Consider the following 14,562-nt stretch of genomic DNA (forward strand, 5'->3'; position numbering starts at 1 on the left):
CTAGCGCGCTGGCAGGCTGGCCTGGGTCTGCTGCACCCACTGCTCCAGCTGCTCCACCACCGCATCCGTGGCCACGGTCAGGGCGCGCACGCCACCGGCGGCGTCAGCGCTGACGCTGGGCTGCTGGGCCACAAAACTGCGCTGGGCGACCAGGCTGTCACCTCCGCCAGCCACTTGGGCCAGGGTGGCGCGCAGGCGCAACACCCCCGCGCTGCGATCGGCAGTTTCAAACAGCTGGCTGAATTCTTCCAGCTCCAGACGCAGCACCAGCGTACCTGGCGCAGGCAGCACACCATCGGCCAGGTTCACCACCGCGCGGCGCTGGCCCAGGGCCTCACGCACGCGCTGGCGCAGCAACTGGGCTGGCGGCATGCTCCAGCGCGCCTGCGCATAGGGGCGCAGCTGCTGAGAATCGCTGTAGCCCAGGCGGTAGACCACGGCCAGGTTGTCCAGCGCGGTGTTGGCCTGCACCTCACCCAGCGCCAGCGGAGGCAGGGGCGCCATGCGGTTGGCGGGTTGCTCGGTCACCATGCCAGGGCCAAAGTCGTAGACCGCGGCATTCACACCAGGTCTGGTAGAGCCACAACCCGCCAGTGCGCCCAGGAAAAATAAGGAGAACAGGCCTCTAGCCCCCGTGGAATATGCGCGAGTAGCTAGGTTTTTCATAGCAAATCCTTGATAGTTCATGGCCCCCCCGCAGCGGCAGCGGCGGGCGCCACAAAGCCATGTTCACCCGGCCCGGGGGTGGCAGTGCCCTTGCCCCACAGCAAAGACTGCGGATTGTCGCCCACCGTATCGGCCGCACGACCCACCTGGCGCACGGCGCGGGCGGTGTCGTCGGTGGCACGGCTCAGGCGCGGCAACAGCTGGGCGTTGACCTGGCGGCTGGTGTGGGCCAGCGCCTCGGTGCTCTGGGCAATCTTGTCCAGCGTGCCGCCGGGCTCATTCATGCGGCGCGAGGTGCGCTGGAACTCGGCAGCCGAGGTGCGTACCGCATCGGCGCTGACACCCAGACGGTCCGACGTGGCCTGCATGCTCTTGAGGGTGGCATCAGCCTGCGCAGCCATGCGCGGCAGGCTCACGGCATCGGGGCCGGATTTGGGGCCCAACACCTGGTCGGCGTGCTCAGTCAGCGCGGTCACACTGGCCGCAGCACGCCCCAGATTGCCAATCGCGGCCATCAGCTGTTTCTGGTTGTCCACCGCCAGCAGGCCGTTCACCCGCACGCTAGCCTGCTCCAGCTGGCTCAGCAGGTTGCCACCCTGCTCAGACAGGCGCGAGAACATGCTGGCGCGCATGGGAATGCGCGGCACCTTGTCGCCACTGCCTTGCAGCGCCGGGCTGGCAGTGTTGCTGTCGTCGAGCTGGATGAAGGCCAGCCCGGTGACGCCCTGGAAGCCCAGCGTGGCAAAGGTAGAGGTGGTGATGGGCGCGGCGTCGTTGACGGCGATGCGCACCAGCACATTGCCGCGTTGCACCGTGTCCAGCGCAATGTCGGTCACGCGCCCGACCATCACACCCTTGTAGCGCACCCCGGCTTGCGACTGCAGGCCGGTCACACCCTCGGCGCTGGAGATCTCGAACACCCGCTGCTCGGCGGTATCGCGCGTGAGCCAAGCGGCCAGCGCCGTGAGCAGGGCCGCTACCACCAGCACAAAGGCACCGGCGGCAAAGGCGTGGGATTTGTTTTCCATAAGTCTGTCTTTCTACACGGCATCCGGGGTGGGCTGCAACAGGGCCATGGCCCGGTGCCCGCGCCCACCGCGGAAAAAGTCCTGCACAAACGGGTGGTCAAAGGCCACCACCTCGCCGGGCGGGGCGTTGATCACCACATGTTTGTCCGCCACCACGGCCACCCGGGTGCTAAGTTCAAAAATCGTGTCCAGGTCGTGGGTGACCATCACCACGGTCAGGTCCAGCTCGCGGTGCAGGCTTTGCAGCAGGGTGCAAAAACCATCCGCACTGTCAGGGTCCAGCCCGGCGGTGGGCTCGTCCAGCAGCAGCAGGGGCGGGTCCATCACCAGCGCGCGTGCCAGCGCCACCCGCTTGACCATGCCGCCCGACAGATCGGCCGGCATCTTATGCGCGTGGCGTGCCTCCAGCCCCACCATCTGCAGCTTGACCATGGCCACATCGCGCACCAGACTGGCCGGCAAGGTGCCCAGCTCACGCAACGGAAACGCAATGTTCTCCAGCACGGTGAACGACGAGAACAGCGCACCGTGCTGAAACAGCATGCCCACGCGGCTGGCGGCGCCTGCGCGCCCCAGCTCATCGGCCGGGCGGCCTTGCACCATGACGCTGCCACGCGTGGGCGTTTCCAGCCCCAGCATCTGGCGCAGCAGCACGGTCTTGCCGCCGCCCGAGCCGCCCACAATGGAAAGCAGCTCGCCGCGCGCAATGGTCAGGTCCAGGTCCTGGTGGATCACGCTGGTCTGGCCCGCGGCGCGGAACGTGGACCACAGCTTCTCGATCTGCACGATGGGTTTGCGCGCCTCGGTCATACGCCCACCCCCTTGAACAGCACCGCGAACAGCGCATCCACCAAAATCACCGCGGTGATGGAGGTGACCACCGACGCCGTGGTGCCCTGCCCCAGGCTCTGGGTGTTGGGCTTCACGCGCAGGCCGTAGTGGCAACCGATCAGTGCGATCAGCACACCAAACACCGTGCTCTTGGCCAGCGCCAGCCAGAGGTTGGCAATGTCCACGGTCTTGGGCAGCGCGGTGACAAAGTAAGCCGGTGACAGGCCCATGGCCAGGTCGGCGGCCAGCATGCCGCCCAGCAGCGCGGCCAGCGTGGTCCACACGGCCAGCAGCGGCATGGCCAGCGCCATGGCCAGGGTACGCGGCATCACCAGGCGATAGCCCTTGGCGATGCCCAGCACGCGCATGGCATCCAGCTCCTCGGTCACGCGCATCACCCCAATCTGCGCGGTAATGGCCGAACCCGAACGCCCCGCAATCAGGATGGCGGCCAGCACCGGCCCCAACTCACGGATCAGCGCAATGCCCAGGATGTTGACGATGAAGGTGTCGGCACCAAACTGGCGCAGCTGCTGCGACATCAGGTAGGCCAGCACCACACCAATGAGAAAGCCCACCAGCGCGGTAATGGGCAGCGCCGTGGCGCCAATGCGGTACAGATGGCCCGAGATGTCACGCCACGGGGCGTGCAGCGGATTGCGCGCCAGGTGCAGCAGGTCCAGCCACAGCTGGCCGATCAGCCGCACCGCGCCTTCCAGGTGCGCCAGCAGGCCCAGCATGCGCCGCCCCATGGCGGCCAGCAAGGCCGTCAACGACGTACGTTGCACGGGCGGTGGTGGCACCGAAAACTGCGCCACCCGTTCCAGCATGGCGCGCTGGGCGGGCAACAACTCCAGCTGTTCCGGCCAATGGCGGCCCCAGGCATTCCACAGCACTTGGGCGCCTGTGTGGTCCAGGCGCTGCAGGCTGCGCACGTCCCACACCGGAGCGCGGCCGCCGGCACTGGCCGCCTGCGCTAGTTGCAGCCCCTGTTGCAAGGCCTGCCAGGTGGTGGGAACCGCCAGGTGGTCCGCAGTCCAACGACCATGCAATGCCACGACCGACGGTGCGGTGGCAGTGTGCAAGGCAATACGGGGCTGGGAGTCCTCCACGGGCAGGTCTGGGAGAGAGTGGCTGAGGTTCGCATCGTACCCGCTACGAATTGCAAGCAAAATAGCTATGAGGAGACACCATGGACATTCAGAACAACGCAGACAGTGCCACCGTCATCGCCAGCACGGGGTGCAGGCCCTTTTGTGCGCGGACAAATTTACGGACCTCCACGGTATTTACCGCCGACCACTCGGAGCCGCACTCGCGCCTGGCCTGGCTGCCGCTTCAGAATAAGCGCCAACGCGTCTGGACTGGGACCTAAGCCCCATGGCCGGCGAAGCTCTGCAGGGCGACCTGATGCACACCGTGGGGGCGGTGCTATTTGGCATTGCGCTGCTACACACATTTGGCGCCAAGACCTTTGAACGCCTGGCACACCGCCACCCGCGCCACGCGGGGCTGCTGCACCTGTTGGGTGAGGTGGAGGTGGTGTTTGGCTTCTGGGCCTTTGTGCTGATTGCCTGCATGGCGCTGCTGTCGGGCAGCCAGCAGGCGATTGACTATGCCGAATCGCGCCAGTACACCGAGCCGCTGTTTGTCTGCGTGGTGATGGTGGTGGCCGCCTCGCGCCCGGTGCTGGAGGCCGTGCGGGCGCTGCTGCTGGCCGTGGCGCGCGCCGTGCCCCTGCCCACCACCACGGTGCTGGTGTGGCTGGGTCTGGCCGTGGTGCCACTGTTGGGTTCGCTGATCACCGAACCCGCGGCCATGACGCTGGCCGCGCTGATGCTGGCGCCCCAAATCTTCACCCCCCAGATGCCCGAGCGCCACAAGTACGCGGCGCTGGGCGTGCTGTTTGTGAACATCTCCATCGGCGGCACGCTGACCTCATACGCTGCTCCCCCCGTACTCATGGTGGCTGGTACCTGGGGTTGGGACACGGCCTTCATGGCCCACACCTTTGGCTGGAAGGCCGCGTTGGCGGTGCTGGTGAATGCCACCGCTCTGGTGCTCTACCTGCGGCCGCAGCTCAAAGTGATCGTGCCCCACACCGCAGCCTCCACGGCTGACACGTCGGTGCCTTGGATCGTGAGCCTGGTGCATCTGACATTTCTGGCCGGCGTGGTGCTCATGGCGCACCACCCGGTGCTGTTTTTGGGACTGTTTCTGTTTTTCCTGGGTTACACGCAGGCCTATGCGCGCTTCCAGAACCCGCTGATCCTCAAAGAGGGCCTGCTGGTGGGCTTCTTTCTGGCAGGGCTGGTGGTGCTGGGCGGCATGCAGCAGTGGTGGCTGCAGCCCATCGTGTCCAGCCTGGCGCCCACGGCGCTGTTCTTCGGCGCCCTGGGCCTGACCGCCATGACCGACAACGCCGCGCTGACCTACCTGGGCTCGCTGATTGAAGGTATGTCGGACCTTGCGAAATACATGTTGGTGGCCGGTGCCGTAGCCGGCGGTGGCCTGACTGTGATTGCCAACGCCCCTAACCCCGCGGGCGTGGCGCTGTTGCGCGCGGGCTTTGCGGACAGTTCCATCGGTGCGGGCGGCCTGTTGCTGGGCGCCCTGCTTCCTACCGCGGTGTCTGCCGCTTTCTTTTTGCTGCTATGAACGACACCACCTTCGACTACATCATCATCGGCGCGGGCACGGCCGGCTGCCTGCTGGCCAACCGGCTCAGTGCCAATGCCTCCAAACGGGTGCTGCTCATCGAAGCCGGGCGCAAGGACGACTACCACTGGATCCACATCCCCGTGGGCTACCTGTACTGCATTGGCAACCCGCGTACCGACTGGCTCTACAACACCGAAAAAGAAGCAGGCCTGAACGGCCGCAGCCTGCGCTACCCGCGTGGCAAGACGCTGGGCGGAAGCTCCAGCATCAACGGCATGATCTACATGCGCGGCCAGGCCCGCGACTATGACCAGTGGGCCCAGCTGACAGGCGACGCGAACTGGACCTGGGAGAACAGCCTGCCCTACTTCAAGCTGCACGAAGACCACCACAAGGGTGCCAGTGCCCTGCATGGCGCCAAGGGCGCACCCTCACCCCTGCTGCAGGACAGCGGCACCGACTACCGCAAGGTGCTGCGCCACCACCAGGCTGGCGGCGAATGGCGTGTGGAGAAGCAACGCCTGCGCTGGGATGTGCTGGACGCCTTTGCCCAGGCTGCCACACAGGCTGGCATTCCGGCCACCGACGATTTCAACCGCGGCAACAACGAAGGCGTGGGCTACTTTGAGGTGAACCAGAAAGCGGGCTGGCGCTGGAACACGGCCAAGGCGTTTTTGCGCCCCATGTGCTACGCGCGCCCCAACTTTGAGCTGTGGACTGCCGCGCAGGTGGCCAAGCTGGTGGTGGAGCCACAGGCCGATGGCGACGTACCCCTGCGCTGCACGGGTGTGCAGGTGTGGGATGGCAAGGAGATGGTGACCGCCACCGCACGCGCCGAGGTGCTGCTGTGCGCTGGGGCCGTGGGCTCGCCGCAGATCCTGCAGCTCTCGGGCCTGGGATCGGCCGAACTGCTGCAACGCCAGGGCGTGCCCGTACAGCACGACCTGCCTGGCGTGGGCGCCAACCTGCAGGACCACCTGCAGATCCGCGCGGTCTTCAAGGTGAAGAACACACCCACGCTGAATGTCCAGGCGAACAGCTTGTGGGGCAAGGCCAAGATCGGACTGGAATACGCCTTCAAACGCAGTGGCCCCATGAGCATGGCGCCCAGCCAGTTGGGCGCCTTCACGCGCAGCGATGCCAGCCAGCCCCACCCCAATCTGCAGTACCACGTGCAACCGTTGAGCCTGGACGCCTTTGGCCAGCCGCTGCACACCTTCAACGCGTTCACCGCCAGTGTCTGCAACCTGAACCCCACCAGCCGCGGCACGGTGCAGATCCAGTCGCCCGACTTCCAGGCCGCGCCAGCCATTGCCCCCAACTACCTGAGCACCGACGCCGACCGCCAGATTGCTGCCGACTCGCTGCGCGTGACGCGCAACATCGCGGCCCAGCCCGCGCTGGCGAAATACCAGCCCGAGGAGTACAAGCCCGGCGTGCAGTTCCAGAGCGATGCCGAGCTGGCCCAGTTGGCCGGGGACATTGCAACCACCATCTTCCACCCCGTGGGCACGACCAAGATGGGGCGTGAGGACGATCCGCTGGCCGTGGTGAACAGCCGCCTGCAAGTACGCGGCGTGGCGGGGCTGCGCGTGGTGGACGCGGGCGTGATGCCGCTGATCACCAGCGGCAACACCAACTCGCCCACACTGATGATTGCAGAGAAGGCCGCGCAGTGGATTGCGGAAGACGCGGCCGCGCGCCAATGAAGGGTTTGTCCTGATGCCGCAAGCCCTGCAAGGCGGATACATTTCTTTCCAACGCAGCACCTGACAGCAACTGCGAGGTCTGCAAAGACCAAGCTTGAAACGACGCCGAGGAGACGGCTAACAACGAACTACAAACCCTGCACACCAAGATGCAGTTTTACAAAAGCACCGGCATCCCCGGTGCTTTTTTTATGCCTTTTCGGCCCCTAGCCCCCGTTAGCATTGCGCCAACAGCTAGCAAATTCATAGCAAATGAGCCATCGAACCCGGATGCGACAATTCGGGAATGGAAATGCTTTTTGTCACCTTGGCCTCGCTCCTGGCCGGTTTTATCGACTCCATCGTGGGCGGCGGCGGCCTGGTGCTGACCCCCGCGTTGTTTGCCGTCTTTCCCCAAGCCCCCCCGGCTACGCTGCTGGGCACCAACAAGGGCGCTTCGGTGTGGGGCACGGCCATTGCCACAGTGCAGTACAACCGCCGCGTCCAGCTACGCTGGCAAACCATAGGTCCGGCAGCGGCCGTGTGCTTTGTGGCGGCGCTGGGTGGGGCCTGGCTGGTCACTGTGATCTCACCGCAGTACCTGCGCAAGGCCCTGCCCCTGGTGCTGCTGGGCGTGCTGGCCTACACGCTGGCCAAGAAAGACCTGGGGCGCCACCATGTGCCGCGCTTTGTCGGCCAGCACGAAACCTTGGCGGCCTGCGCCATCGGCCTGGGCATCGGCTTTTACGACGGCTTCTTTGGCCCGGGCACGGGCAGCTTCTTTGTGTTTTTACTGGTGCGGCTGCTCGGCTATGACTTTTTGAACGCCTCGGCCGGGGCCAAGTTGCTCAACACCGCATCCAACCTCGCGGCGCTGCTGCTGTTCACGCTCAAGGGCCATGTCTGGTGGCACTTTGTGGCGGCCATGGCGGTGGCCAATGTGCTGGGCAGCCTGGCCGGCACACACCTGGCGCTCAAGCACGGCACGGGCTTTGTGCGCAGCGTCTTTATCGTGGTGGTGTCCGCCCTGATCCTGAAGACCGGCTACGACGCGTTTTTGCGCGGCTAGGCTCAGCGTGGGGCGGGGGGCCAGGCGATGTCGTCGGCCTTGCGCGGCTTGCCAATGGGCGCCGTGGCCTGACCGCGGCTGACGGCGGCCAAGTCTTCCTCGCTGGGGTACTGGCCCAACAGCCAATAGTCAAAGGTGCGGCGTGCAATGGGAGCCGCGGAGGCCGCGCCAAAGCCCGCGTTTTCCACAATCACCGCCAGCGCAATCTTGGGGTCGTCCGCCGGTGCAAACGCGATATACAGCGAGTGGTCGCGCTGGTGCTCTTCCATCGAAGACGCGTTGTACTTTTGGTTCTTGCCCAGACTCACGGCCTGGGCAGTGCCGGTCTTGCCGCCGCTAACATAACCCGCTCCGGCAAACACACGGGTCCCCGTACCACCCTGGGTCACGCCCACCATGGCGTTGCGCACCAGCGCCACGTTTTCTGGCTTGTAGCCCAGGTCCTGCGGGGGCTCTGCGGCCACGGGCGTGCGCACACGGGTCGTCGCATCCTGCGTGGCGATCACCAGCTGCGGCTTGTGCTTGACACCGTTGTTGGCCAAGGTAGACACGGCCTGGGCAATCTGCAGCATGGTGAAGCTGTTGTAGCCCTGACCAATGCCCAACGAAATGGTCTCACCGGCGTACCACTTCTGCTGTTCGGGGCGCTTGTAGTAGCGCTTCTTCCAGTCCTGGCTGGGCAGCACGCCGCGCACCTCGCCATTGATGTCGATGCCGGTGATCTGGCCAAAGCCCAGCGGTTTCATGAAGTCGTGCATGGTGTCCACGCCCAGCTCGTTGGCCAGGGAGTAGAAATAGGCGTTGCTGGACTCCACGATCGCGCGTCGCATGTCCATCACGCCACCACGCTCGTTCTCGGGGCTACCAAAGCGGTGGCCACCAAACATATAAAAGCCCGGGTCGTTGATCAGCGTGGTGGCGGAGCGCGTGTTGGTCTCCAGCGCGGCCAGCGCCATAAAGGGCTTGTAGGTGGAGCCCGGCGGGTAGGTCCCACGCAGCGCGCGGTTCAGCAACGGCTTGTCGATGGACTCATTGAGCATCTGCCAGTTTTCCTGGTCAATGCCTTCGACAAACAGGTTGGAATCAAACGTGGGCTTGCTGACAAAGGCCAACACCTCGCCGGTCTTGGGGTCCAGCGCCACCAGCGCGCCACGGCGCGTGCCAAACATGTCTTCGATGAGTTTTTGCAGCTTGATGTCGATGGACAGCACCACCACATTGCCTGGCGTGGAGGGCGTACTGGCCAGCTTGCGCACCGCGCGCCCCCCGGCCGAGGTCTCCATGCGTTCCACGCCGGTAATGCCGTGCAGTTCGTGCTCAAAACTCTGCTCCACGCCCAGCTTGCCGATGTACTCGGTGCCCCGGTAGTTGGCCTGGTCGTCGCTGTCGTCGATCTTTTCTTTTTCCGACTGGTTGATGCGGCCGATGTAGCCAATCACATGGCTGGCCAGCTCGCCATAGGGATAGCTGCGAAACAGGCGCGCCTTGATTTCGACCCCAGGAAATCGGAAGCGCTGGGCTGCGAAGCGTGCGACCTCGGTGTCGGTCAGGCGTGTACGCACCGGCAGTGACTCAAAGCTTCTGGACTCTTCCATGAGTTTCTTGAAGCGGCGGCGATCCCGCGCTGTGATGTCAATCACGCTGGACAGATCATCCAGCGTCTGCTCCACGCCCAGGCTCTTGGAGGGCGTGATTTCCAGTGTGTAGGCCGAATAATTGCTGGCCAACACCACGCCATTGCGGTCCAGGATCAGCCCGCGGTTGGGCACGATGGGGACGATGGAGGTGCGGTTGCTCTCAGCCTGCGCGCGCAAGTCTTCGTGGCGCACGATCTGCAAATAGGCCAGGCGCAGCGCCAGCAGCACAAAGCAGGTAAGTACCACCACGCTGACCACAAAGACGCGTGTGCGAAAGCGCGCCAGATCGACCTGAACATTGCGCAGTTCTGTCATGCGGGAGGCAACTGGTTCGCCGCCGGGCCGCCCCAAGGCGAACCAGCCCCCTTGGGGGGCAGCGCAGCACACGAAGTGACAAGCGTGGGGGCCATATCAGAGAGGTCGGTTGGCGTCGGGATCGGGTGCGCGGCGCTGCGGGGCCAGCAACACGATGCTGACCACTGGCCACAGTGCAGCCTCCAGCAGCGGGGCCAACACCATCCACCAACCCGGGAACGTACCGCCGCCCATCAGGCGCAGCATCAGCTCCAACCCGTGGGCCACGGCAAATAGTGGCAGCACCTGCGCGGCCTGGGAGGGCACCGAAAACCACAGCAGTCGGCGGTGCACCGTGATGGCCAGAAAGCTCAGCGCTGTGTAGGCCATGGCGTGCTGGCCCAGCAATCCACCCTGATGCACATCCATCAGCAAACCGAAGACAAAGGCCGCCCCAATGCTGACGCGCAGCGGCTGGTGCACGGTCCAGAACACCAGCACCACGGCCAGCACATCGGGCGTCCAGGCCGCCCGGCCCCACAGGCCCATGTTCTGCAGCATGTTGAGCAACAACGCCGCCACCAGGCTGATCCAGATAAACAAGGGGTTGGCCGGCAGCAGCAGTTGCTGCCCGGGACGCATGATCATTTCGCTTCGCCCCGTTTGGGCGCCACGGGCGCAGGTTCAGCCGCAGGGCGAGGAGCCATCTGGGCATTCAGCGGGTCCAGCACGATGACGTGCTCAGCGCCCGACACCATGGCCAACGGCACGCAGTAAATGCGCGCAAACACCGCGTCCACACGGCGCTCCACTTTTTCCACGCGTGCCACCGGCAGGCCCGGTGGGTACACGCCGTCCACGCCGCTGGTTGTCAGCAGGTCGCCCACGGCCACATCGGCGTTGGCGGCCATATAGCGCAGCTCCAGCGCATCGGCGTGGGTGGACGTATCGCCAAAGGCCACACCCCGTGCACCCGTGCGCGCGTTGAGCACGGGAATGGCGTGGTCACGGTCGGTGATCAACGTCACTTCGCTCACCATGGGGTAGACACGGGTAATCTGGCCAATCACCCCGAACTCGTCCAGCACCGGGGAGCCCAACGCCAGGCCCTGGGCTAGCCCTTTGTCCACGATGACTTTGCGGGTGTAGGGGTCAGCAGCGTCGTACAGCACCTGCGCCGCCTTGAACGGCGCGCTCAGGCGCGGGCTCAGGTCCAGCAGCTTGCGCAAGCGGTTGTTTTCCAACTCCAACTGCTCGACCTGGTTGGCACGCAGCGACTGGGCGCTGAGCTTGCGGCGCGATTGTTCCTGCGCGGTCTCGGCCGTACTCACGGTGGTGAAGTAGGCGCTGCTGCTTTCGACCAGGGTTACCGGTTGCAGGGCCAGCCACTGCACCGGGTACAGCACGGCAGCCAGCGCGACGCGCAGCGGTTGCATGACCTTGAAGCGGGCATCGGCCACCATCAGAAACAGCGCCAGGGCGCTGCAGACGGCCAGCTTGGACAGGGCCGAAGGGCCCTGACGGAAGAAGGGGGGAGGATCTCTGTCCAGCGTACCTAATGGCATGGTACGGGCATCGCTGACAGGGGTTTATTCGCTGGTGAAAATGGAACCCAGGCGCTCCATCTGCTCCAGCGCAATGCCGCAACCACGCACCACACAGGTCAGAGGATCTTCGGCCACCAACACCGGCAGACCGGTTTCTTCGGCCAACAAGCGGTCCAGGTCACGCAACAGCGCGCCACCACCGGTGAGCATCATGCCGCGGTCGGCAATGTCGGCGCCCAGCTCCGGTGGGGTTTGTTCCAGCGCGTTTTTCACGGCGGAGACAATGTTGTTCAGCGGATCGGTCAGGGCTTCCAGGATCTCGTTGGACGAGATGGTAAAGCTGCGGGGTACACCTTCGGACAGGTTGCGTCCGCGGACTTCCATTTCCTTGACCTCGGAGCCAGGGAAGGCCGAGCCGATTTGCTTCTTGATGGCTTCCGCAGTGGGTTCACCGATCAACATGCCGTAGTTACGGCGGATGTAGTTGATGATGGCTTCGTCGAACTTGTCACCACCGACACGCACAGAGCCTTTGTAAACCATGCCGCCCAGGGAGATCACGCCGACTTCGGTGGTACCACCACCGATGTCCACCACCATGGAGCCGCTGGCTTCCGACACTGGCAGACCGGCACCGATGGCCGCTGCCATGGGTTCTTCAATCAGGTACACGTCGCTGGCGCCGGCACCGAGTGCGGATTCGCGGATGGCGCGGCGCTCGACCTGGGTGGAACCGCAGGGCACGCAAATGATGATGCGCGGGCTGGGCTTGAACACGCCGCGTGGATGCACCATCTTGATGAACTGCTTGAGCATCTGCTCGGTCACCGTGAAGTCGGCAATCACGCCGTCTTTCATCGGGCGAATGGCTTCGATGTTGCCGGGTACCTTGCCCAGCATGGCCTTGGCTTCGCGGCCTACGGCCTGAATGGTCTTCTTGCCTTGGGGGCCGCCTTCGTGGCGGATGGCTACAACGGAGGGCTCGTCGAGCACGATGCCCTTGTCACGCACAAAAATCAGGGTGTTGGCGGTACCCAAATCAATCGCCAGGTCGGTGGAGAAGTACCGACGGAAAGCTCCAAACATTACAAGTCCTCTCAGGCACGCCGGGCACTTCGGCCCCGCATCGCCGGGTATTAGCGTTTCAAAATCGTAAGCGTGGCGTCAAAGTCCGCAGTCAACCGGCCCCCGCGCCAAAGGCAGGATAATACCCTATCGCCTGTGAATAACTCGGCCTGCCAACCGCGTTTTGACCCGAATTACCCTTGGTTTCAACTCTTCTACTTCCATGTCCCTGACATCTTCTGACATCGCCCGCATTGCCAATCTGGCACGCCTGGAACTGCAGACCGCAGAGAGTGAGCGCCTGCTGTCACAACTCAACGGTTTTTTCAGCATTGTGGAAAAGATGCGTGCGGTGGACACCACCGGCATCGAACCTCTGGCCCACCCGGTCGCCGCCATCCAGGACGTGACATTGCGCCTGCGGGACGATGTTGTGAGTGAGCCCAACCAACGTGAAGCCAACCAGAAAAGTGCCCCTGCCGTGGAGCGCGGCTTATTCCTGGTTCCCAAGGTCATTGAGTAAACCGCAGCCCCTATGACGACTCCCCTCTCCCACACCGCCTTACACGACCTCAGCGTGCAAGAACTGACCCAGGCACTGCAGACCAAGCAGGTGTCTGCTGTCGAAGCCGCCCAGCATTTTTTGCAACGCGGCCAGGCCCATGCGGCCTTGGGCGCCTATGTAGACACCAATACAGATGCCACATTGGCCCAGGCCCGTGCGGCCGACGCACGCATCGCTGCGGGCACCGCGGGTGCGCTTGAAGGCCTGCCGATCGCGCACAAGGACATTTTTGTGACGCGCGACTTCGCCACCACAGCTGGCTCGCGCATGCTCAAAGGCTACCGCTCGCCGTTTGATGCCACCGTCGTGGACAAGCTCGCCAAGGTCGGCGCGGTCACGTTGGGCAAGCTCAACTGCGACGAATTCGCCATGGGCTCCAGCAACGAAAACTCAGCCATCGCGCCCATGGGCAGCGACAGCGTGCAGCCGGTGCGCAATCCCTGGAATACCGAGCGCATCCCCGGCGGTTCGTCGGGCGGCAGTGCTGCCGTGGTCGCCGCCCGCCTGGCACCCGCAGCCACGGGCACCGACACGGGCGGCTCGATCCGCCAACCCGCTGCGTTCTGCGGCGTCACCGGCATCAAACCCACCTACGGCCGCGCCTCGCGCTACGGCATGGTGGCGTTTGCCTCCAGCCTGGACCAGGCCGGCCCCATGGCCCGCAGCGCCGAGGACTGCGCACTGCTGCTCTCGGCCATGTGCGGCCCCGACCCAGACCGTGATTCCACCTCGCTGGATGTGCCGACCGAGAACTTTGCACTCAAGCTGAACGACTCCATCGAAGGCCTGCGCATTGGTGTACCCAAAGAGTTTTTTGGCGAAGGCTTGAGTGCCGATGTGCGCGCCAGCGTGGACGCCGCGCTCAAACAATACGAACAGCTGGGCGCCAAGCTCGTGCCCATCACGCTGCCGCGTACCGAGTTGTCGATTCCTGTGTACTACATCATTGCACCCGCCGAGGCGTCGAGCAACCTGAGTCGCTTTGACGGTGTCAAGTTTGGCCACCGCGCCAAGGATTTCGCCGATCACGACTCCAAATTCCCGCTGTTAGACCAGATGTATCGCCGCACGCGCGCCGAAGGTTTTGGCGACGAGGTGAAGCGTCGCATCATGATCGGCACCTACGTGCTGTCTCACGGCTACTACGACGCCTACTACCTGCAGGCGCAAAAGATCCGTCGCATGATTGCCGACGACTTCCAGAACGCCTTCAAGGACTGCGATGTGATTGCCGGCCCCGTAGCGCCCACCGTGGCCTGGAAGATTGGCGAGAAATCCGACGACCCCGTGGCCAATTACCTGGCCGACATCTTCACGCTGTCCGGCTCCTTGGCGGGTCTGCCCGGTATGAGCATTCCCGTCGGTTTTGCCAAGGCCGATGCCGACAAGGGCATGCCCATTGGCATGCAGCTGCTGGGCAACTACTGCCAGGAGGCGCGTTTGCTCAACGCCGCGCACCGCTTCCAGCAAGCCACCGATTACCACCTGGCCAAGCCCGCAGGATTCTGAAC

At 64.5% G+C, this 14,562-nt stretch carries 13 protein-coding genes; 5 read left to right on the plus strand and 8 right to left on the minus strand.

The annotated features are described in order from the left end of the window. From J2X15_RS10880 to J2X15_RS10895, 4 genes are read right to left on the minus strand one after another with little or no spacing between them, the layout of a single operon-like run. Positions 1-666 (minus strand): ABC-type transport auxiliary lipoprotein family protein, encoded by a 666-nt coding sequence (locus tag J2X15_RS10880; RefSeq protein WP_310342606.1) that lies wholly within the window; start codon positions 664-666, stop codon positions 1-3. A gap of 17 nt (positions 667-683) precedes the next feature. Then, positions 684-1,694, minus strand: a complete 1,011-nt coding sequence (locus J2X15_RS10885; protein ID WP_310342609.1) for an MlaD family protein — start codon at positions 1,692-1,694, stop codon at positions 684-686. Between the two features lie 12 nt (positions 1,695-1,706). Then, entirely contained in the window at positions 1,707-2,504 is a 798-nt protein-coding gene (locus J2X15_RS10890) for an ABC transporter ATP-binding protein (RefSeq protein ID WP_310342611.1), read from the minus strand. Beyond that, on the minus strand, positions 2,501-3,637 hold the full coding sequence (locus tag J2X15_RS10895) for an MlaE family ABC transporter permease (RefSeq protein ID WP_409034276.1): 1,137 nt from the start codon (positions 3,635-3,637) through the stop codon (positions 2,501-2,503). The genes J2X15_RS10890 and J2X15_RS10895 overlap by 4 nt, the downstream gene beginning before the upstream one ends. 268 nt (positions 3,638-3,905) lie before the next feature. Between J2X15_RS10895 and J2X15_RS10900 the strand changes: the two genes are divergently transcribed. From J2X15_RS10900 to J2X15_RS10910, 3 genes are all read left to right on the plus strand, one after another. Continuing rightward, the gene (locus tag J2X15_RS10900; protein WP_310342616.1) at positions 3,906-5,183 is read left to right on the plus strand and encodes a putative Na+/H+ antiporter; all 1,278 of its coding nucleotides are present in this window, start codon (positions 3,906-3,908) and stop codon (positions 5,181-5,183) included. Further along, positions 5,180-6,895, plus strand: coding sequence for a GMC family oxidoreductase (locus J2X15_RS10905; protein ID WP_310342618.1), 1,716 nt, complete (start codon positions 5,180-5,182; stop codon positions 6,893-6,895). The genes J2X15_RS10900 and J2X15_RS10905 overlap by 4 nt, the downstream gene beginning before the upstream one ends. A 286-nt stretch (positions 6,896-7,181) precedes the next feature. Then, positions 7,182-7,943: a TSUP family transporter gene (locus J2X15_RS10910; protein WP_310342622.1), complete on the plus strand. Its 762-nt coding sequence runs from the start codon at positions 7,182-7,184 to the stop codon at positions 7,941-7,943. A 2-nt stretch (positions 7,944-7,945) separates the two neighbouring features. Here the strand turns inward: J2X15_RS10910 and mrdA are convergent, their stop codons facing one another. The 4 genes from mrdA to J2X15_RS10930 form a co-directional block, all read right to left on the minus strand. Further along, complete coding sequence (mrdA, locus tag J2X15_RS10915; RefSeq protein ID WP_310342624.1) at positions 7,946-9,895, minus strand: penicillin-binding protein 2; 1,950 nt, start codon at positions 9,893-9,895, stop codon at positions 7,946-7,948. A gap of 96 nt (positions 9,896-9,991) precedes the next feature. Then, the gene (gene mreD / locus J2X15_RS10920; RefSeq protein ID WP_310342627.1) at positions 9,992-10,522 is read right to left on the minus strand and encodes a rod shape-determining protein MreD; all 531 of its coding nucleotides are present in this window, start codon (positions 10,520-10,522) and stop codon (positions 9,992-9,994) included. Then, complete coding sequence (gene mreC, locus J2X15_RS10925; protein ID WP_310342629.1) at positions 10,519-11,439, minus strand: rod shape-determining protein MreC; 921 nt, start codon at positions 11,437-11,439, stop codon at positions 10,519-10,521. Before mreC ends, mreD begins: the two co-directional genes overlap by 4 nt. A 24-nt stretch (positions 11,440-11,463) precedes the next feature. Further along, on the minus strand, positions 11,464-12,507 hold the full coding sequence (locus tag J2X15_RS10930) for a rod shape-determining protein (RefSeq protein ID WP_029709391.1): 1,044 nt from the start codon (positions 12,505-12,507) through the stop codon (positions 11,464-11,466). Positions 12,508-12,709: 202 nt separating this feature from the next. Between J2X15_RS10930 and gatC the strand changes: the two genes are divergently transcribed. Next, positions 12,710-13,009: an Asp-tRNA(Asn)/Glu-tRNA(Gln) amidotransferase subunit GatC gene (gene gatC, locus J2X15_RS10935; protein WP_310342634.1), complete on the plus strand. Its 300-nt coding sequence runs from the start codon at positions 12,710-12,712 to the stop codon at positions 13,007-13,009. Between the two features lie 12 nt (positions 13,010-13,021). After that, positions 13,022-14,560, plus strand: a complete 1,539-nt coding sequence (gene gatA / locus J2X15_RS10940; RefSeq protein WP_310342636.1) for an Asp-tRNA(Asn)/Glu-tRNA(Gln) amidotransferase subunit GatA — start codon at positions 13,022-13,024, stop codon at positions 14,558-14,560. Positions 14,561-14,562 lie beyond the last annotated feature (2 nt).

It is taken from the genome of Rhodoferax saidenbachensis (genome assembly GCF_031457975.1).
Lineage (GTDB): Bacteria > Pseudomonadota > Gammaproteobacteria > Burkholderiales > Burkholderiaceae_C > Allorhodoferax > Allorhodoferax saidenbachensis_A.